The organism is Streptomyces sp. Act143, from assembly GCF_003143935.1.
Taxonomy (GTDB): domain Bacteria; phylum Actinomycetota; class Actinomycetes; order Streptomycetales; family Streptomycetaceae; genus Streptomyces.
In genome coordinates, this window is the sequence record NZ_QFRX01000001.1 from 2982460 (window position 1) to 3001143 (window position 18684).

The 18684-nt window shown below is 69.1% G+C and carries 13 protein-coding genes; 4 read left to right on the plus strand and 9 right to left on the minus strand.

Features of this window, described 5'->3' with window-relative positions:
• Positions 1 to 139 precede the first annotated feature (139 nt).
• Entirely contained in the window at positions 140 to 1045 is a 906-nt protein-coding gene (locus tag DI272_RS13275) for an ADP-ribosylglycohydrolase family protein (RefSeq protein WP_109495577.1), read from the minus strand.
• A 592-nt stretch (positions 1046 to 1637) separates the two neighbouring features.
• On the opposite strand from DI272_RS13275, the gene DI272_RS13280 reads away from it, so the two are divergent.
• Both DI272_RS13280 and DI272_RS13285 read left to right on the plus strand, forming a co-directional pair.
• Positions 1638 to 2879: an IS110 family transposase gene (locus DI272_RS13280; protein ID WP_109495578.1), complete on the plus strand. Its 1242-nt coding sequence runs from the start codon at positions 1638 to 1640 to the stop codon at positions 2877 to 2879.
• A gap of 54 nt (positions 2880 to 2933) precedes the next feature.
• On the plus strand, positions 2934 to 3470 hold the full coding sequence (locus DI272_RS13285; protein ID WP_109495579.1) for a DUF4240 domain-containing protein: 537 nt from the start codon (positions 2934 to 2936) through the stop codon (positions 3468 to 3470).
• A gap of 47 nt (positions 3471 to 3517) precedes the next feature.
• Here the strand turns inward: DI272_RS13285 and DI272_RS13290 are convergent, their stop codons facing one another.
• Both DI272_RS13290 and DI272_RS13295 read right to left on the minus strand, forming a co-directional pair.
• The gene (locus DI272_RS13290; RefSeq protein ID WP_109495580.1) at positions 3518 to 4177 is read right to left on the minus strand and encodes a histidine phosphatase family protein; all 660 of its coding nucleotides are present in this window, start codon (positions 4175 to 4177) and stop codon (positions 3518 to 3520) included.
• Positions 4178 to 4296: 119 nt separating this feature from the next.
• Complete coding sequence (locus DI272_RS13295; protein WP_109495581.1) at positions 4297 to 4902, minus strand: YdbC family protein; 606 nt, start codon at positions 4900 to 4902, stop codon at positions 4297 to 4299.
• 148 nt (positions 4903 to 5050) lie between these two features.
• Between DI272_RS13295 and DI272_RS13300 the strand changes: the two genes are divergently transcribed.
• A complete protein-coding gene (locus DI272_RS13300) occupies positions 5051 to 5584 on the plus strand; it encodes a TerD family protein (protein WP_109495582.1) in 534 nt (177 codons plus the stop codon).
• 137 nt (positions 5585 to 5721) lie between these two features.
• On the opposite strand, the gene DI272_RS13305 is transcribed toward DI272_RS13300, so the two are convergent.
• Together DI272_RS13305 and nrdR are read right to left on the minus strand one after the other, a co-directional pair.
• Positions 5722 to 8616: a vitamin B12-dependent ribonucleotide reductase gene (locus DI272_RS13305; RefSeq protein WP_109495583.1), complete on the minus strand. Its 2895-nt coding sequence runs from the start codon at positions 8614 to 8616 to the stop codon at positions 5722 to 5724.
• A gap of 163 nt (positions 8617 to 8779) precedes the next feature.
• Entirely contained in the window at positions 8780 to 9322 is a 543-nt protein-coding gene (gene nrdR / locus DI272_RS13310; RefSeq protein ID WP_109495584.1) for a transcriptional regulator NrdR, read from the minus strand.
• A 574-nt stretch (positions 9323 to 9896) separates the two neighbouring features.
• Between nrdR and lexA the strand changes: the two genes are divergently transcribed.
• The gene (gene lexA, locus DI272_RS13315) at positions 9897 to 10676 is read left to right on the plus strand and encodes a transcriptional repressor LexA (RefSeq protein WP_109495585.1); all 780 of its coding nucleotides are present in this window, start codon (positions 9897 to 9899) and stop codon (positions 10674 to 10676) included.
• Positions 10677 to 10890: 214 nt separating this feature from the next.
• Here the strand turns inward: lexA and DI272_RS13320 are convergent, their stop codons facing one another.
• The 4 genes from DI272_RS13320 to DI272_RS13335 form a co-directional block, all read right to left on the minus strand.
• Positions 10891 to 12873, minus strand: coding sequence for an ATP-dependent DNA helicase (locus tag DI272_RS13320; protein ID WP_109495586.1), 1983 nt, complete (start codon positions 12871 to 12873; stop codon positions 10891 to 10893).
• Positions 12874 to 13328: 455 nt separating this feature from the next.
• On the minus strand, positions 13329 to 14141 hold the full coding sequence (locus DI272_RS13325; protein WP_109495587.1) for a GNAT family N-acetyltransferase: 813 nt from the start codon (positions 14139 to 14141) through the stop codon (positions 13329 to 13331).
• Between the two features lie 142 nt (positions 14142 to 14283).
• Positions 14284 to 16443: an IucA/IucC family siderophore biosynthesis protein gene (locus DI272_RS13330; RefSeq protein WP_109495588.1), complete on the minus strand. Its 2160-nt coding sequence runs from the start codon at positions 16441 to 16443 to the stop codon at positions 14284 to 14286.
• A gap of 481 nt (positions 16444 to 16924) precedes the next feature.
• Positions 16925 to 18565 (minus strand): aminotransferase class III-fold pyridoxal phosphate-dependent enzyme, encoded by a 1641-nt coding sequence (locus DI272_RS13335; protein WP_109500821.1) that lies wholly within the window; start codon positions 18563 to 18565, stop codon positions 16925 to 16927.
• Positions 18566 to 18684 lie beyond the last annotated feature (119 nt).

Below are 18684 nucleotides of genomic sequence, written 5' to 3' on the forward strand. Positions count from 1 at the left end.
CCCGCCAGTCCGGGCCGAAGCGGCCTCGCAAGTTCCTCGGCCGAAGCAGTCCCGCATACAGACGCCGCCAGCCACTGCGCCCCCCTGCGCCGAACCACCGCGCCGCCATGCTCCACAGCAACCTGACGCAGGCACCGATTCAGCCGGCCACAGCCATCCACTCCGGCAGCACCTCGGTCCGCCCCACCCACTCGGCGGGCGGCGCTCCCGCCTTCCCCGCGGCGATGACACCGCCCACGATGGCGCAGGTCGTATCCACGTCGCCGCCCACCTGGGCGGTCGACCAGAACGCCTCTTCGTAGTCACTGAGCGACCGGGCGGCCGACCAGATGGCGAAAGGCACGGTGTCATGGGCCGTCGTACGACGGCCGCAGCCCAGCACCGCCGCGACGGTGTTCGCGTCGCCGTAGTCGAGCATGTCCCTGGCGCGGCGCAGGCCCGCCCCGACGGCGGATTTCGGAACGAGCGCGATGACGCCGTCGAGAAGTTCTTCGGCGCTCGGCGGGCCACTGGGCGCCGCGACCAGCGCGGCCGCCGCGGCGACCGCCATGGCGCCCACCACGGCCTCGCGGTGCTGGTGCGTGGGGTAGGCGGAGATCTCGGCCTGGTGGGTCGCCTGTTCCGGGTCGTCCGCGTACCAGGCGCCGAGCGGGGCGATCCGCATCGCGGCGCCGTTGCCCCAGGACCCCTGTCCGTTGAAGAGCCCGGCGGCCAGCTCACGCCAGTCGCCGCCTTCGCGGACCAGTCGCAGCAGGCGGTTGACCGCGGGACCGTAGCCGCGGTCGAAGTCGTGGTGGTGGGCGAAGGACTGGGCCAGCGCGTCCTGGTCGATGCGCTGGTGGGCGGCCAGGACGGCCACCACGGAGCAGGCCATTTCGGTGTCATCCGTCCACTGCCAGGGCTCGGACGGCAGCTCGCGACGCTTGAGCAGCGGGTAATTCACCGGCACGAAGAACTGTGAGCCGAGCGCGTCCCCCACCGCGAGTCCGCGCAGGCTGGACAGAGCGCGGTCCAGGCGCCCGTCGGGAGAGGAGTCAGCGGTCATCGCTCTGCCACTCTAATTCGTTACTGCCGGATCCAGCACCACCCACCACGCATGTGGCCTTGCTGGGCCCGTTCGAACACTGGGACCGTGACATCTGTTGCCACTCCGGCTGATAGAAGCCTCCGGATAGACCGGTGCACGGTCCTGGTGTTTGTAGTGGTGGCGGTCGTGTGGGCGTCGAGCGGATGTCTTCACGCGACTTGGTCGGTACGAGACCTCCCCAGAGAGTGGCGACGCTCGACGTCTTCACGACCGCCACCACTTCAGACGTTGGCGGGCCCGTGGACTGTTGCTGGATGCCACGTCAGGACCGGGCAACAGAATGCCTCTTCCAAGATCGGCAGCACCTACGGCCGCGGGCTCGTCAACACCGTCGGCTTGATCACTCGTTGGAGTTGGCGGTGCGAGCCCTCCGCACGGTGACCTCTTGAAGCTCCCGAGTAGACCGAGGCCCGTGGGGTGAGCTGGTGCCACGAACACGGCTGATGAGGTGTCGGACCAGCTCCAGGGCTGAGTCCTGGAATTAGGTCGCTGCGTGGCCCGCATGTGCTCGTGACCAGCGCAAACACCCGTGCCATGGGGAGGGAACAACTTGATCTACTGCGGAATCGACTGGGCCGAGCGCCACCACGACGTCGCTCTCGTCGACGACACCGGCGAACTACTCGCCAAGCGCCGTATCACCGACGACGCTGCCGGCTATCAACTGCTGATGGACCTGCTTGCCGAGTACGGCGACACGGAAGACGCCCCGATCCCGATCGCGATCGAGGCCTCTCGCGGTCTGCTGGTCGCCGTGCTGCGGACCGGCAAGCGCCAGGTCTTCGCGATCAACCCGATGGCCGCCGCCCGCTACCGCGACCGCCACTCCGTCTCCCGCAAGAAATCCGACCCCGGCGACGCCCTGGTCCTGGCGAACATCCTCCGCACTGACATGCACGCCCACCGGCCCCTGCCACAGGACAGTGACCTGGCCCGCGCCATCGCCGTCCTAGCACGCGCTCAGCAGGACGCCACTTGGAACCGGCAGCAGAACTCCAACCAGCTCCGATCCCTGCTGCGTGAGTACTACCCGTCCGCCCTGGACGCCGTCGCCACCTGGCAGAACGGCCTCTGCCGACCTGAAGCACGTGAACTGCTCAGGCTCGCCCCTACACCCTCGCAGGCCGCACGGCTGAGCCGCACACAGACTCAGGCCGCGCTGAAGCGAGCCGGCCGCAAGCGGGGCATCGAGGCCGAGGCGGATCGGCTCCGCGAGGTCTTCCGCGCCGAGTGGGCCCACCAGCCTCCGCTGGTCGAGGACGCGCTCGGCAAGCAGATGCTCGCCCTCCTGATCCAGCTGGAGGCCGCCTGCACGGCCGCCGACAACCTTGCGAAGGCGGTGGAAGATGCCTTCCCTCAGTACCCGGACGCTGAGGTCATCCTCAGCTTTCCCGGCCTCGGCGTCCAGCTTGGTGCCCGGGTGCTGGCCGAGATCGGAGACGACCGGAGCCGTTTCGCTGACGCCCGCGGTCTGAAGGCTTATGCGGGCGCCTCTCCGATCACCAGGGCCTCCGGCAAGAAGTCGAGCATCATCCGGCGGAGGGTGAAGAACGACCGGCTCAACCATGCCGGCTATCTGTGGGCCTTCGCGGCCCCCAACGGATCACCCGGGGCCAAGGCCCACTACCGGCGCCGACGCGACGTCCACGGAGACTGGCACGCGGCCGCCCTGCGCAATCTCTTCAACCGGATGCTCGGCCAGCTCTATCGCTGCCTCCAGGGGCACACGCCCTTCGATGAGCTGGTCGCCTTTCCGACCCCGAGCCTGGAGGCAGAGAAGGCGGCAGCCTGATCTCCAACGGTCGAGAACTCGTTCTGTCAGTACGAGGTGGCATGCTCTCCCGCCATGAACAAGGAGCAGTTCTGGGAGCTCATCGCGGCGGCCCGCGACCGGGCGATCACCCCACACGAAAGCGAAGCGGTCGCCCGCGAAGCGACCTCGCTGCTGGCCGCCCGGCCGGTCGAGGAGATCATCGCCGCTGAGAAGGTGCTGTGGGACCTGATGGTTGAGTCCTACACCAACCCTCTGTGGGCCGCTGCCTACATCGCCAACGGCGGATGCTCCGACGATGGCTTCGACTACTTCCGCGGCTGGCTGATCGCCCAGGGGCGTGACGTCTTCAAGCGCGCAGTCGCTAATCCTGATGCCCTCGCAGAACTGCCCATTGTTCAAGCCGCCGCAACAGACGGCGACGACCTGGAAGGTGAGGACATGCTGGTTATCGCCTGGAACGCACACATCACGGCGACCGGTGACCAGCTTCCTGCGGGAGGCCCCACCATCCGCTACCCGCAGCTGGACCCTACCTGGGCCTTCGACTTCGACGACTCAGACGAGATGGCTCGCCGCCTGCCGCGTCTGGCTGCCCTCTACCTGCAGTAGTTCGAACACCGCAGCCGGCGCCTTGACGAGTTAGCACCATGAGGTGTCTATCCGGTGATCCCGTACGGTTCCGGATCTCGCCAGCGGTCGAAGGGCCGGTCAAGGGTGTACCGGCCGTCGTCACCGAGAACGAGCATCCGCATCTCCGCGTTCCCGGGGTTCGACAGCGACTCGAATTCCGCGACACTCCAGTGGAACCAGCGCATGCAGAACAGGCGCATGGCGAGGCCATGGGTGACCAGCAGGACGTTCGGTGGGTGGTCGGGCGCCTCGAAGCTGCGGAAGAGACTCTCCAGGAAGCCGCCGACCCGGTCGTAGACGTCGGCTCCGGACTCCCCCTGGGCGAAGCGGTAGAAGAAGTGACCGTACGCGTCCCGATAGGCCTTCTGCAGTCGCACGTCGTCGCGGTCCTGCCAGTTCCCCCAGTCCTGCTCGCGCAGCCGGGGCTCCTCGCGTACGCGGACCTGTTCCGGGTCGAGATGGAAGGCGCGGAAGGTCTCGTGGGTCCGGCGGTACGGCGACACGTACACGCTGACGCGCTCGCGGCCGAATGTCTCGCGCAGGCGTTTACCCGTCTCCTCCGCCTGCTGCCAGCCTCGCTCGGTCAGCGCCAAGGCGTGGTCGGGCTCACGTTCGTACACGGTGTCATCAACATTGCCCGTTGACTCGCCGTGCCGGACAAGGACGATGCGCCGTGGTCGTGCCATGCCAAGACCCTAGATCGAGTCACGGCCCGCCGAGCACCCGTACGGCCTCCATACGGCGTAGGTCACACATTTCCTGCACCACTGGCCCCATAGGGCCGCACGTGCACCAGGTCCGGATTTCAAACCGTCCAGGTCGGTTCGAGCTCCACAATGTCACCCGTGAGTGAGGCGACGTCCGCCTCGATCTGTGCCCGCAGCGCCAGTCGCTCGACCCGTTCCGTCCGGTACTTGCCGTGCTCTGCGGCGGACTGCCACATCGACAGTACGAGGAACTCATGGCCCGGGGCCTCACCGAAGAGGCCGCGGATCATGCCCGGCGACCCGGCCATCGCCGGGTTCCAGACCTTCTCCTGCATCAGCGTGAAATGCTCGGCGCGCTCCTCGTGGACCCGGCAGTGGGCGACGCGCACCAGGTCGGCGTCGGTGAAGCGCGGCTCGAAGCCGGTCTTCACGTCGAAGCGGTAGTCGAAGAGCTTGACCTGCGCGTCCTTGAACGTGCCCGACTGGGCGGACGCCAGTCGGTCATGGGAGCGGGCCATGAAGGAGTCGTAGAAGGAGCGGCTCTCCCAGAAGGAGAAGACGTGCGCCACGCCGGTCCGCCCCCGGCTCCAGCCTCCGCCCTGTCCCCGAAAACCCGGCTCACCCAGTAGCCCCGCCCATTTTCGCTGCCCCCGCTCGAAGCCGCGGCGGTCCACCACGGTGCAGCGAATCCACTTGACCAGCACCGCGCCATCGTAAGGCCACGCAGCGTGGCGCCGGTCACGCTCCGACGGAGATCTCTCCCGCGTGGGGCCCCGCGTGCGTGGCAGGATGGACAACCGGCCCTGGCCTCATGGCAGTTCGGGCCGCGACACACGGGGAAGGGGAAGTCTGGTGAACGGCCTCAACAAGGGGATTCGCAAGGTCGAGGTCGCGCTGAAGTGGGACCCGAGTCCCGCCGGTCACGCGGCCACCGATCTCGACATCGTGGCCGCGCCCTATCTGGCGAGCGACCCGTACGGCGACCCGGCCTACGTCGTGCACTTCGACAGCCGCTCCCCCGACGGCACCATGTACCTCAACCGGGACAGCAAGGACGGCAAGGGCTTCGGCTGGGACGAAGTCATGACGCTGGAACTCGATCGGCTCGACAGCAGGTACGCGCGCGTGGTGGTCGGCGTCGTCATCCAGCAGCGTTCCGAGGAGCGCACCTTCGTCGGTGTGGCCAATCCCGCGCTGCGCATCCGTGAGGGTTACACGGTCCTGGCCGAGGACGACTTCGGCACGGTGCCCGGAGCCACGGCGGCGACGGTCGCGGAGTTCGTCCGGGACGGCTCCGGCACCTGGGAGTTCCACCCGGGCATCCATGGCTTCGAGGGCGACCCGGAAGGGTTCACCCGAGCCATGGGCAAGACCCACCAGCCCTGACTCGCGGGCGCCCTGGTGGTCGCCGCGCTTCGGCCCGGCGGACCTGTCGCACAGCGTGGCAGCACAGCCCGCGGACGCGCAGGAGGCGGTGGAGCCGGAACCGGCCCCACCGCCTCACAGATCACTCACGCGCGTGGTCAGCTGCAACCGCTCGTCGAGCCGCAGCCCTCGCAGATGTAGCAGGAACCGGCCCGCTGCATCTTCGTACCGCAGGAGAAGCAGAGCGGGGCGTCCGCCTGGATGCCCAGCTGCATCTCCACCAGCTCGGCGCTGGTGTGGGCCTGCTTCGGGGCGGGCTTGGCCGCCTCGACCTCGGCCTTCGGGGTGGCGACGGCCTTCAGCTCCTGGGCGCGCGGCGCCGACTGGGCCAGACCCTCGACGTCGACCTCGTCCTCGGTCGGCTCGTAGGAGCCGGTCTCCAGGTGACGCTGGCGCTCCTCGGCGGAGTGGATGCCGAGTGCGGAGCGCGTCTCGAAGGGCAGGAAGTCCAGCGCCAGGCGGCGGAAGATGTAGTCGACGATCGACTGCGCCATGCGGACATCGGGGTCGTCCGTCATGCCTGCCGGCTCGAAGCGCATGTTGGTGAACTTCGAGACGTACGTCTCCAGCGGCACGCCGTACTGAAGGCCGACCGAGACCGCGATGGAGAAGGCGTCCATCATGCCCGCGAGCGTCGATCCCTGCTTGGACATCTTCAGGAAGACCTCGCCGAGACCGTCGTCCGGGTAGGAGTTGGCGGTCATGTAGCCCTCGGCGCCACCGACCGTGAAGGACGTGGTGATGCCGGGACGGCCCTTGGGCAGGCGCTTGCGGACCGGGCGGTACTCGACGACCTTCTCGACCGTCTCGCGGATGGTCGCCTCGGCCTTGGCGGTGACCTCGGCCTTCTCCTTCTCCTTGGTCTTGGCGGAGAGGGGCTGGCCGACCTTGCAGTTGTCGCGGTAGATGGCGAGCGCCTTGACGCCCATCTTCCAGGCCTCGAAGTAGATCTCCTCGACCTCCTCGACGGTCGCCGACTCCGGCATGTTGACCGTCTTGGAGAGCGCGCCGGAGATCCACGGCTGGATCGCGGCCATCATGCGGACGTGGCCCATCGCGGAGATGGAGCGCTCGCCCATGGCGCAGTCGAAGACCTCGTAGTGCTCGTGCTTGAGGCCGGGGGCGTCGACGACATTGCCGTGCTCGGCGATGTGGGCGACGATCGCCTCGATCTGCTCCTCCTGGTAGCCCAGGCGGCGCAGGGCCTGCGGGACGGTGCCGTTGACGATCTGCATCGAGCCGCCGCCGACGAGCTTCTTGAACTTGACCAGGGCGAGGTCGGGCTCGAGACCGGTGGTGTCGCAGGACATCGCCAGACCGATGGTGCCGGTCGGGGCGATGACCGACGCCTGGGAGTTACGGAAACCGTTCTTCTCACCGAGTCGCAGCACGTCCTGCCAGGCCTCCGTGGCGGCGGCCCAGATCGGCGTGTCCAGGTCGTCCATGCGGACGGCCTTGGTGTTCTCGTCCGCGTGCTGCTTCATGACCCGCAGGTGCGGCTGCGCATTGCGGGCGTAGCCGTCGTACGGGCCGACGACCGCGGCGAGTTCGGCGGAGCGCTTGTACGACGTACCGGTCATCAGGGAGGTGATGGCACCGGCGAGGGCACGGCCGCCGTCGGAGTCGTAGGCGTGGCCGGTCGCCATCAGCAGGGCGCCGAGGTTGGCGTAGCCGATGCCGAGCTGGCGGAACGCGCGCGTGTTCTCACCGATCTTCTGCGTCGGGAAGTCCGCGAAGCAGATGGAGATGTCCATGGCGGTGATGACGAGCTCGACGACCTTGGCGAAGCGCTCGACGTCGAAGGACTGGTGGCCCTTGCCGTCGTCCTTGAGGAACTTCATCAGGTTCAGCGAGGCGAGGTTGCAGGACGTGTTGTCCAGGTGCATGTACTCGCTGCACGGGTTCGAGCCGTTGATACGGCCGGACTCCGGGCACGTGTGCCAGTGGTTGATGGTGTCGTCGTACTGGATGCCCGGGTCGGCGCACGCCCAGGCGGCCTCGGCCATCTTGCGGAACAGGGCCTTGGCGTCGACCTCTTCGATGACCTCGCCGGTCATCCGCGCGCGGAGGCCGAACTTACCGCCCTGCTCGACGGCCTTCATGAACTCGTCGTTCACACGGACCGAGTTGTTGGCGTTCTGGTACTGGACGGACGTGATGTCGTCGCCGCCCAGGTCCATGTCGAAGCCCGCGTCACGCAGGGCGCGGATCTTCTCCTCTTCCTTCACCTTGGTCTCGATGAAGTCCTCGATGTCGGGGTGGTCGACGTCGAGGATGACCATCTTGGCGGCACGCCGCGTGGCGCCACCCGACTTGATCGTTCCCGCGGAGGCGTCGGCACCGCGCATGAAGGAGACCGGACCCGAGGCGTTGCCGCCGGAGGAGAGCAGTTCCTTGGAGGAGCGGATACGGGAGAGGTTCAGGCCGGCGCCGGAGCCGCCCTTGAAGATCATGCCCTCTTCCTTGTACCAGTCGAGGATCGACTCCATGGAGTCGTCGACGGCCAGGATGAAGCAGGCGGAGACCTGCTGCGGCTGGGGCGTACCGACGTTGAACCACACCGGGCTGTTGAAGCTGAAGATCTGGTGCAGGAGGGCGTACGCCAGCTCGTGCTCGAAGATCTCCGCGTCGGCGGGCGAGGCGAAGTACTTGTAGTCCTCGCCGGCCTTCCGGTACGTCTTCACGATGCGGTCGATCAGCTGCTTGAGGCCGGTCTCGCGCTGCGGGGTGCCGACGGCACCGCGGAAGTACTTGCTGGTGACGATGTTGACCGCGTTCACCGACCAGAAGTCGGGGAACTCGACGCCACGCTGCTCGAAGTTCACCGAGCCGTCGCGCCAGTTGGTCATGACGACGTCACGACGCTCCCACTGGACCTCGTCGTACGGGTGCACGCCGGGAGTGGTGTGGATGCGCTCGATACGCAGTCCCTTGGTGGCCTTGGTGCCCTTGGCTCGGGAACCTCGTGCCGGACCGCTCGCCGTCTCTGTCATGCCGCCTCCCTGTACGGGCAAAAACGCCCTGAAGTGCCCCTATGTTCCCGAGGCACGGTGTTCTGTCTTGTATTGCGGGCACCCACTCGCTACCGCCCGCAACAGGTCTTCATTCGCCGCCGTCCGGCCGTCCCGGTGTCCGAAGACCGGGTCGGCCCGGTCTTCAGTCGGCGGCACCCGCGGGCTCGGGGACCGATACGGTCTCTCCCGCGCCGCGGTCGTCTTCCTGGCTCCCCACGTCCGTGTCCGCGCCGGGACGCCCCGTCGCCTCCCTGAGTTCCGCGATGGCGGCCTCGAAGTCCTCGAGCGAGTCGAACGCCCGATAGACGGAGGCGAATCGCAGATAGGCGACCAGATCGAGCTCCTGCAACGGGCCGAGTATGGCCAGCCCCACGTCATGGGTGGTCAGCTCGGCGCTCCCGGTGGCCCGCACCGCCTCCTCGACCCGCTGGCCGAGCTGAGCGAGAGCGTCCTCGGTGACAGGTCGTCCTTGGCATGCCTTGCGCACACCATTGATGACCTTGGTACGACTGAAAGGCTCGGTGACTCCGGACCGCTTGACCACCATGAGCGAACACGTCTCCACGGTCGTGAAACGACGGGAGCAGTCCGGACACTGGCGGCGCCGGCGGATCGACGTGCCGTCGTCGGTCGTACGACTGTCGACGACGCGGCTGTCGGGGTGCCTGCAGAAGGGGCAGTGCATGAACTCCCAACCCTCCTCACAGCAGACTCAATAGCCTCAATGGGCCTCTGGGGCCCCTCGAAGCAGCCCCAAGCATAGGCGATCGCGGAGGCTCCGAAGACCCGGGGGACCACAACTTCTGGGCTGCTGTAGCAATCCAAGCACTAGATGTAGGGATCGTCACCGTAAACACGCCGTACACGCGTGTCGCTCCCGTATTGGCATGTGCCGCATGACCGAGGCGCCGCGCGGGACACGGCCACGCACAGCCATACCGCCGCGCCGCATGCGGAGATACCGTGGGCGGCGCACGGAGAGCGCACGGAGAGCGCGTGCGACTCCCGCGCAGATGAGGGCCGGACCTCGGCCGACGGGGCACCGGATGGCAGACTGATTCAACAACCCACGAGGTCGTCACCCGGCGGTGAAGAGTACAACAAAGGGCCCTTTTGTCCGCCAGGCACCACGTTGGCTATACACCCAGGCACATGATCACGTCAGGCGAACCAGACTTTTTCACTCGAACGTGTGTTTGGCGCAACCTTTCGAAAGCAACTACCGTTGTCCAGCAGGGAGACCATCGAGAGGGGCCGACGTGACCACCACCGCAGACAGTGCCACCATCACTGCCCAGGACCGCTCCCAGGGCCGACTCGAGCCGGTGCATGCGATGAATGAAGCCGTGAATCCGGAGGGGCACAAGCGCTCCCTGCCGGGCCGACCTCCAGGCATCCGGGCCGACAGCTCGGGACTCACCGACCGGCAGCGCCGAGTGATCGAGGTCATCAGGGACTCCGTGCAGCGGCGCGGCTACCCACCGTCCATGCGGGAGATCGGACAGGCGGTCGGCCTCTCCAGCACTTCCTCGGTCGCACACCAGCTCATGGCACTGGAGCGCAAGGGCTTCCTGCGCCGCGACCCGCACCGCCCGCGCGCGTACGAAGTGCGCGGTTCCGACCAGGCCGCCTCCGTGCAGCCCAACGACACCGCCGGCAAGCCCGCCGCGTCGTACGTCCCCCTCGTCGGCCGCATCGCCGCCGGTGGCCCGATCCTCGCGGAGGAGTCCGTCGAGGACGTCTTCCCTCTCCCCCGCCAGCTCGTCGGCGACGGTGAGCTGTTCGTCCTCAAGGTCGTCGGCGACTCGATGATCGAGGCCGCGATCTGCGACGGCGACTGGGTCACGGTCCGCCGCCAGCCGGTCGCCGAGAACGGTGACATCGTGGCCGCCATGCTCGACGGCGAAGCCACCGTCAAGCGCTTCAAGCGCGAGGACGGCCATGTCTGGCTCCTCCCGCACAACGCCGCGTACGAGCCGATCCCCGGAGACGACGCGACCATCCTCGGCAAGGTGGTGGCGGTGCTCCGCCGCGTGTGACGGCTGCGCCGGGCGGACCGCTTCAGGTCCGCCCCATGACCGGGCCCCGGGACCCCTGCGCCGGTTCCGGGGCCCAGTGCTGTGCGGACAGGCACTACCGCGTCTGTCGTACGGCGGCTTCGGGGCGTGGGTGGCCTGACCCCTCCGGTCAGACCACCCACGCCCTTACTGCTGCCTCTCAACTCTGCTGCGCCACGCCGTTACTGCTGTCGTCTCACCCCTGCTGCGTCTCCACCTGCTGAGCCGCCGCATCGATCGCCGCCAGCGACCGGCGGACCTGGTTAAGGTCCGTCGTGTACCAGAAGTCGGGTAGCGACGCCTTCAGATAGCTCCCGTACCGCGCGGTCGCCAGCCGCTGATCCAGTACGGCCACCACGCCACGGTCCCCCGACGCCCGTACGAGCCGGCCGGCGCCCTGGGCCATGAGCAGCGCCGCGTGCGTGGCGGCGACCGCCATGAAGCCGTTGCCGCCCGCGTCCTCAACGGCCTTCTGGCGAGCGCTCATCAGCGGGTCGTCGGGGCGCGGGAACGGAATCTTGTCCATGACGACCAGCTGGCAACTGGGGCCGGGGACGTCGACGCCCTGCCAGAGCGACAGCGTGCCGAACAGACAGGTCTTGGGGTCGGCCGCGAAGTTCTTGATCAGCTCACCCAGGGTTTCCTCGCCCTGGAGGAGGATCGGGAACTCGGGGACCCGGGAGCGCAGTTCCTCGGCGGCCAACTGCGCGGCCCGCATCGAGGAGAACAGGCCCAGGGTGCGGCCGCCGGCCGCCTGGATCAGCTCGGTCAGTTCGTCGAGCATGTCCGCGCGGTCGCCGTCCCGCGCGGGGCGCGAGAGGTGCTTGGCCACGTACAGGATGCCCTGCTTCGGATAATCGAAGGGCGAGCCGACGTCGACGCCCTTCCACTGCGGGAGGTCGTCCCCCTGGGTGCCTTCGGGGGCCAGTCCCAGAGACGCGCCCACTCCGTTGAAGTCACCGCCCAGTTTTAGGGTCGCCGAGGTCAGGACGACGGAGCGGTCCGTGAAGAGCTTCTCCCTGAGGAGGCCCGACACGGACATGGGGGCGACACGCAGGGACGCGCCGAAGCGGTCGTGGCGCTCGTACCAGACGACGTCCCACTCGGACCCGTTCGTGATCCGCTCCGCCACGTCGTGCACGGTCTCCACGGAGGCCAGCGCCTGCTTGCGGACGGCGTCCTCGTCCTGGACGGACTTGTCGCGGGTGGTGCCGATCGCGGAGATGACGGTCCGGGCCGCGTCTCGCAGGGCCATGAGCGCGTAGGCGAGGTCCTCCGGGATCTCCTCCAGACGGCCCGGAAGAGCGAGCTCCATCAGCCGCTCGAAGCCCTCGGCGGCGGTCTGGAGCTGATCTGCGGCCTTCTCGTTGACCAGCTTCGCGGCCCGGCGCACCGCACGGTTGACCTGGCCGGGAGTGAGCTCGCCGGTGGCGACGCCGGTGACCCGGGACACCAGCTCGTGCGCCTCGTCGACGATCAGCACCTCGTGCTGCGGCAGGACCGGGGCGCCCTCGATGGCGTCGATGGCGAGCAGTGCGTGATTGGTGACGACGACTTCGGCGAGCTTGGCGCGTTCACGGGCACTCTCGGCGAAGCACTCGGCACCGTACGCGCACTTCGTGGCCCCCAGGCACTCGCGCGACGAGACCGACACCTGGGCCCAGGCCCGGTCGGAGACACCGGGAGTGAGATCGTCCCGGTCGCCGGTCTCCGTCTCGTCCGACCAGTCCCGCAGACGCAGCAGATCCTGGCCCAGCTTGCTGCTGGGGGCGGCCGCCTCGAACTGATCGAAAAGGCCCTCCTCCTCGTCCTGTGGCACTCCCTCGTGCAGGCGGTGCAAGCACAGGTAGTTCGATCTGCCCTTGAGCATCGCGAACTCCGGGCGGCGGCGCAGCAGTGGGTGCAGGGCGTCCACCGTGCGCGGCAGGTCGCGCTCCACGAGCTGGCGCTGGAGGGCCAGGGTGGCGGTCGCGACGACGACTCTCTCCCCGTGCGCGAGCGCGGGCACGAGATAGCCCAGCGACTTTCCGGTGCCGGTGCCGGCCTGGACCAGCAGGTGGGAACCGTCGTCGATCGCCTCCGCGACGGCTTCGGCCATGGTCACCTGACCGGGGCGCTCCGTGCCGCCGACGGCAGTGACGGCAGCATGCAGGAGTTCGGGGAGTGAGGGCTTCGTCATAGCGCGACAACCCTACGGCCCGGCACTGACAAACGAGTGGTCAAGGGTGAGACGAGGGGCTGGATCGGGCCTCGATGGGGACCAGAGGGCGATCAGATGGGATCGCTCGGGGGCGGCGGGGGTCGGGATCGGTCGCTTGCGGTCAGCACCGAGCGGCTCTGTGCACGCATGCCGGGTTTCGGCGGAATCCGCTCGGCCGGAAAAAGCCGTCTCGCGAGTGGGAACCGGATCGCCCCGAGCGGTGTACCAAAAGTGATGACGATGTGACGCGACGTGACATCAACCAGCGAGGAAGGGGTGCCTGGTCATGAGTACATCGAGTGAGTCGGCAAAGCCCGATGCGGCATGGCGTACGGAAGCACGGCGCACGGAGACACGACGCACCGCGGCGCGGCACGGGGAGACGCCGAACGGGGAGGGACAACACGGCGTGGTTCGGATGACGCGGGATCGCGTCAGAGGAGATCGCGCCGTGAGCGGTCCCGGACCATGAAGGCCGCCCGCTTGCCGGGCAGGTCGATCTCGGCGGAGAACCGGAAACCGGCGCTCAGGAAAGCGGAGACGGAGGAGGTGTTGCGGAGGTCGGGTTCCGCAATGACGCGCGCGCAGGCGGGCCGCTTGTCCAGCGCGAGATCGGCGACGGCCCTGAGGAGCGCGCTGCCCAGCCCTCGCCCACGGTCGGCGGGGGCGCCGATGAGCAGGTGGATTCCGGTGTCATGAGGTCGGGCGGGATAGTGGCGGGCCACGGGATCGAGGTCGGCCCGGTAGATCTCCCAGTAGCTCATCGGCATGCCGTCCAGCATTCCGAGGCAGGGCACGCTCCGCCCGTCGCCGGAGAGTTGGGACCGCACATGTTCCTCGGTCCGGTTCTGGGGCCCGGCCAGCCCCCAGAACTCCGCGACGGTGGGGTCGTTCATCCAGCGACCGATGAGCGGAAGGTCCCGCTCGGCATGCACGGGAACGAGCTGGAACACGCCCACCGACGTGGCCACCGGCCCCCAACCGGCTACGCCATCGAGGAGGTCATCGCGGTTCCGTCCGCCCGCGCCGGTTTGCGCCCTGCGCTCTGCGCCGCTTCGTTCCACACCGGCGGCCGCCTCGTCGGCGATCAGCGCGAGGAATTCGGCAGGCAGGCGTAGGTCGAGGGTGTCCTCGCAGTCCGTACCCGGGGTCTCGCCCGGACCAGGATCGGCACCCGTGCCTGGTCCGGCATCGGTGACCAGGGCGGGAGTGGTGGTGGCATTGGCGCTCGCGTCGGTGGACGGCATTGCGGCGCTCCTCTCAAAGACGGGTCGGGGCATGTTCCTCAGGGATGAACGGACAGAGGTGACACGAAGGACAGGCATGGCCGGTGGGGCTGAAGCAGCCGCCGTGCCCGGGAGTTGAGGCGAAAGGGGTCAGATGTGCAGGTCAGGCACGAAGGGGGTTGGCGATGGTGACGTAGACGGACTGGGTGTCGACCGGGCCGACTAGTTCATCGAGGCCATGCAGTCGCGTCAGCAGGTTGGCTTTGCAGCGCAGAACAGGTGAGTCCAGCAGGCGGGCGGGCAGCGTGGTGCGCAGGCGACCAGGCCCGGCGGCGACGTCACAGAGGAAACGACGGAAGGCGGCGAGCAACAACCGTTCTTCGGCCAGTCGCTGGGACCCGAAGGCACCGATGAGTCCGAGGACGTTGTTGATCGCGAGGTAGTACGCGAAGCGTTCGTCGGTGACCTCGTCGGAGACGAACGTGTCGCTGTGCTCACCGATCCCGGGCAGACGGGCGCCCAGTTCGGCCCGCCGCGAGTCTCGGAAGTAGTAGCCCTGGTTGTCCCGGTAGCGGCCACCCGTGGGCCAGCCGTCGCCGTCCAGGAGAACCAGCGTGTTCTGCTGGTGCGCCTCCAGGGCGATACCGGCCTCAGCGTCGAACCACAACACCGGCCGGACCACATGCTCCAGGTAGCGCAGGAACCACTCGGCGGCGACGGCGCCCAGCGGCCGACGGGTCCGGCTCGCAAGGCGTGCGACGACCTCGGCCAGTCGGGACCGCATGGCCGGCTGATCCTCGGGCGTGCCTCCGGTACGGGTCGGCCGGGTGAAGGGCCTGGGCGCGACGAGTCCGGCGATGCAGGAGACGTCGTCGACGGGGGTGAAGGGGTTGTGCCGGATCACCACGTCGAGCCCCGGTACAGGCCGACCGTCCGATCCGTCGACGGCCAGCCAGGCCGGATCGCGGACGATGTCGAAGCCGGGGTGCACCGCCTGCCACTGCTCGGCAAGTCCGCTGCGCAGCAAGCGGTGGACCTCGACGCCTCGATGAAGTTCTTTGCGGAGGTTCTGTCGGCGGGAGTTGGTGATGCGCAGGCCGAGCGACAACTTGAGCATGGCGGGCGCACCGGATCGATAGACGGTGCGTACGGAGGAGGTGGGGTGCCATGCGGAGCCGTGCGCTCCGAGATCGCGGAGCAGTCCGGCATCGAACAGTGCGGCGATCATGGGATCGTGCCGGACCTCCCGCAACTGCCAAGGGTGCAGCGGCAGGGCCGCGTGGCCGTCGGGGAGCGGTGGTCCGGACACCGCGAGGCGTGCGGTGAGGTGAGCGGCGGGAACGGGACGTCCGCGCTCGGTCCAGGCCGAGTCGGCGGCGAGTGCGGAGGGGGCGACTGCGATCCAGTGCAGGGGGAAGGCGCCGCGCAACTCTGGCGAGTAGAGCCGCGCTTCGGCCTCTGTCAGGCCCTCTCGACTCTTCGGTGTGGGGTGCAGGGGGTGTCCCAGCAGCAGGGCTTGCTCGGCCGCGAGGAACAGGTCGGGCGCGTCCGAGGGACGCTCTCTGCGCTCGTGGACGAAGACGGCGGTGCGGCGCGCAGAGTCGGCAACTCGGGCCACGAGGTCGGTACCCGCTGTGGTGGCCGTGGTGGAGGAGTAGGCGTCGGCCGTGGTGGCGGAGTGAGTGCCGAGGGGGGTGTTCGTGGGCGCGCCGAGGGGGGTGTTCGCGTGCGCGCCGAGGGGGGTGTTCGCGTGCGCGCCGAGGGGGGTTTTGGGGTCAGCGTCGGCGGGGGTGTTGGGGTGAGCGTCGGCCGTGAGGGTGGCTTGCGAACTGGTCTCGGGGGCGGTGCGGAAAGGAGGCGCGGCGACAGAGTCGGAGGACGTGCCGGCCGGGCCGTCCACGGAGGGCTCTCTGGCGAGCAGTGCCGCGAGGGTGACGGCATCGAGAGGTGGGGACTGTTCAGGGGCGCTGGCCAGACGCGGAGGACCGAAGCGGTGCCAACCCGTCGGGGACCAGTAGCGGACGGGCGTGAGCAGGGCGGTGCCGCTCGCGGGGAGTGGGATGCGGAGAGTCCCGTGGGCGGGGGCGGAGAGGTCGGCTTCGCGTACCCAGCAGCGCAGCAGGTTCTCCACGGCGGCGGACTCGGCGGCGATGTGCGGGTCGGGGTGGTCCAGGGGGTCGGCTGTGGCTCCGCACAGCCAGTCTGCGTTCGGGTGGGGAACCTGCTGGCCCGGGTGGCCTGCCGGTGTGGAGGTTCCGCCCCCGCCCGGCGTCTGCTGACTTGGGTGCCCCAGCGGCGTGGAGGTTCCGCCCTCGCCTGGCATCTGCTGACCCGACCGACCCATCGGCGTAGAGGTTCCCCCTCCGCCTGGCATCCGCTGATCCCGGTCACCGGAGCCGCCCACGCGCCTCGTGCTTGCCCTCTGCTCTGCGGGCTGGTCATCGCAGGACCTCGGCATCAGCTCCTGCCCCTGCCCTTCCTCCCACCCCCGCCCTTGTTCCGGAACCCGACCTTCGGCCGCGACCCGCTCCCGCGAAGGGGTCCCGGCGACGTCCGTCGGACCACTACTGGGTCCCGGCTCGGGCCGACGGGGAGGCTCCAGCACGGCACGGCCTGTTGTCGGCGGGTGGCTGGAGGCGTCGGAGGTCGGGGTGGTGTTCAAGGTTGTTCCTCGTGAGCGGGTCAGGCAGGGAGTGCCGGGATACGGAGGCGGGATGTCGTTCGGAAGCAGTTGGTGTGGGCGGACGTCGAGGGATGGTTGCGGCACACTGACACGGCGCCATCTGGCGTCAGTCACCGTCGGGCTATCCCGCGCGTGCGCTGTACTGGCCTCGCGGATGGCAGGCGGGGCCAGGAGGAGCCGTCTGGGTCGGGCGGCCCTGGTCATGGGCCGCCGCTTCCACCGCGTCGGAGAGACGGTCGAGCACCGCCTCCGCCTGCTCGTCGCTGATGGTGAGGGGCGGGAGGAGTTGGACGACGTTGCCCTGAGGTCCGCCGAGTTCGACGATCAGGCCCCGCCGCAGGCACTCCCGCTGGACCGCGGCGGCAAGTTCGGGAGCGGCTGGGCGAGGGACGACGCCAGAGGCGGCCACAACCGCTCCCGACCCCACACCGAGAGGCGGGGCGCCGGGCGCCGTCTTCGCCCGACCGTCGGCCGCGGTGCCATACCCATCCACCGAACTCTTTCTCTCTCCGCCGTAGCCATTTACCGCCGCGCCCCGGCCTTCTCCGCCGTAGCCATCTACCGCCGCGCCCCGGCCTTCTCCGCCGTACCCACCCACCGCGCCCCGACTCTCTCCGCCGTACCCATCCGCCACACCCCGGTTCCCTCCACCGCCCCGGCCCGCCTCCCCCGCACTCTCCGGGTCCACCAACTCCACACCGAGCATCAACCCGCGCCCCCGCACGTCCCCGACACACGTGAAATGCCCTCGCAGAGACCGCAGATGGGCGAGCATGCGGGCGCCCAGGAGGGAGGCGCGTTCCGCGAGGCGGTTCTCGCGGACGTGGGCGAGGGTGGCCGTGCCGGCGGCCATGGCGAGTTGGTTGCCGCGGACCGCGCCCGTGGGGGCAATGGGTGCGTGGACGCCGAGGTCGTCGCGGTAGACCACGACGGCGAGTGGCAGGCTGCCTCCGATGGCCTTGGACAGCACCATCACGTCAGGAGTGATCCCGCTGTGCTCCACGGCCCAGAACGCGCCGGTGCGGCCGACTCCCGTCCGGCTCTCGTCGGCCACGAGCGGGATGGCGCGGTCGGCCGTGAGCCGGCGCATGCGCCGCAGCCAGGCGTCCGGCGCCGGGATCACCCCGCCCTCGCCCTGGACGGGCTCGACGATCATCCCGGCGGCACCGGCCGCCCCCGACGGGAGGTCGTCGAGGACGGAATCGGTCCAGTCCGCGGCGAGTTCGGCACCGTATGCGCCGCCCACACCGAAAGGGCAACGGTAGTCCTGTGGGTAGGGCAGGCGCGGGGGCCGGGCCGTGGCCGGAGCCAGGTCCCCCGTCTCCGCCAGGGCAGCGCCGGTCACGCCGTGGCGAGCGTCGGCGAAAGTGAGCATTGCGCTGCGCCCGGTCGCTTCCCGCACGAGCCTGAAGGCGGCCTCCACGGCGTCCGTGTCGGCGGGACCGCAGAACTGCACGCGAGCACGGCCGGCGAGACCGGGCGGCAGGGTGCGGAACAGCTCGGCGAGGAAAGCGTCCTCGACGGGGGTCGCGAGGCCCAGGGTGTGCAGGGGAGCACCGGAGTCCAGGACGCCGCGGATCGCTTCCAGCACCACGGGATGGTTGTGACCGAGGGCCAGTGTCCCCGCGCCGGAGCAGCAGTCGAGGTAACGGCGGCCGTCCGCGCCCTCGACGGTCAACCCGCGTGCGCGTACGGGCACGATCGGCAGCGCGCGCGGGTAGGTGCGTGCAGCCGGTTCGCGCGCCGACTGGCGCCGCAGCATCCCCTCGGAGGTGCATCTGCCGTACAGAGCCTCGGCCACGTCTTCTTGTCCTCCCGCCGTCGTCCGACGCCCGGGCCGAGCCGAACTCCCGCCCCGGGCACGGAGGACCGCACCCGGAC

Bases quoted from the DNA above. Each gene is read 5' to 3' on its own strand.
- DI272_RS13275 (WP_109495577.1), bottom strand. From the start codon at position 1,045: ATGACCGCTGACTCCTCTCCCGACGGGCGCCTGGACCGCGCTCTGTCC.
- DI272_RS13285 (WP_109495579.1), top strand. From the start codon at position 2,934: ATGAACAAGGAGCAGTTCTGGGAGCTCATCGCGGCGGCCCGCGACCGG.
- DI272_RS13290 (WP_109495580.1), bottom strand. From the start codon at position 4,177: ATGGCACGACCACGGCGCATCGTCCTTGTCCGGCACGGCGAGTCAACG.
- DI272_RS13305 (WP_109495583.1), bottom strand. From the start codon at position 8,616: ATGACAGAGACGGCGAGCGGTCCGGCACGAGGTTCCCGAGCCAAGGGC.
- nrdR (WP_109495584.1), bottom strand. From the start codon at position 9,322: ATGCACTGCCCCTTCTGCAGGCACCCCGACAGCCGCGTCGTCGACAGT.
- DI272_RS13320 (WP_109495586.1), bottom strand. From the start codon at position 12,873: ATGACGAAGCCCTCACTCCCCGAACTCCTGCATGCTGCCGTCACTGCC.
- DI272_RS13325 (WP_109495587.1), bottom strand. From the start codon at position 14,141: ATGCCGTCCACCGACGCGAGCGCCAATGCCACCACCACTCCCGCCCTG.
- DI272_RS13330 (WP_109495588.1), bottom strand. From the start codon at position 16,443: ATGCCAGGCGAGGGCGGAACCTCCACGCCGCTGGGGCACCCAAGTCAG.
- DI272_RS13335 (WP_109500821.1), bottom strand. From the start codon at position 18,565: ATGCTGCGGCGCCAGTCGGCGCGCGAACCGGCTGCACGCACCTACCCG.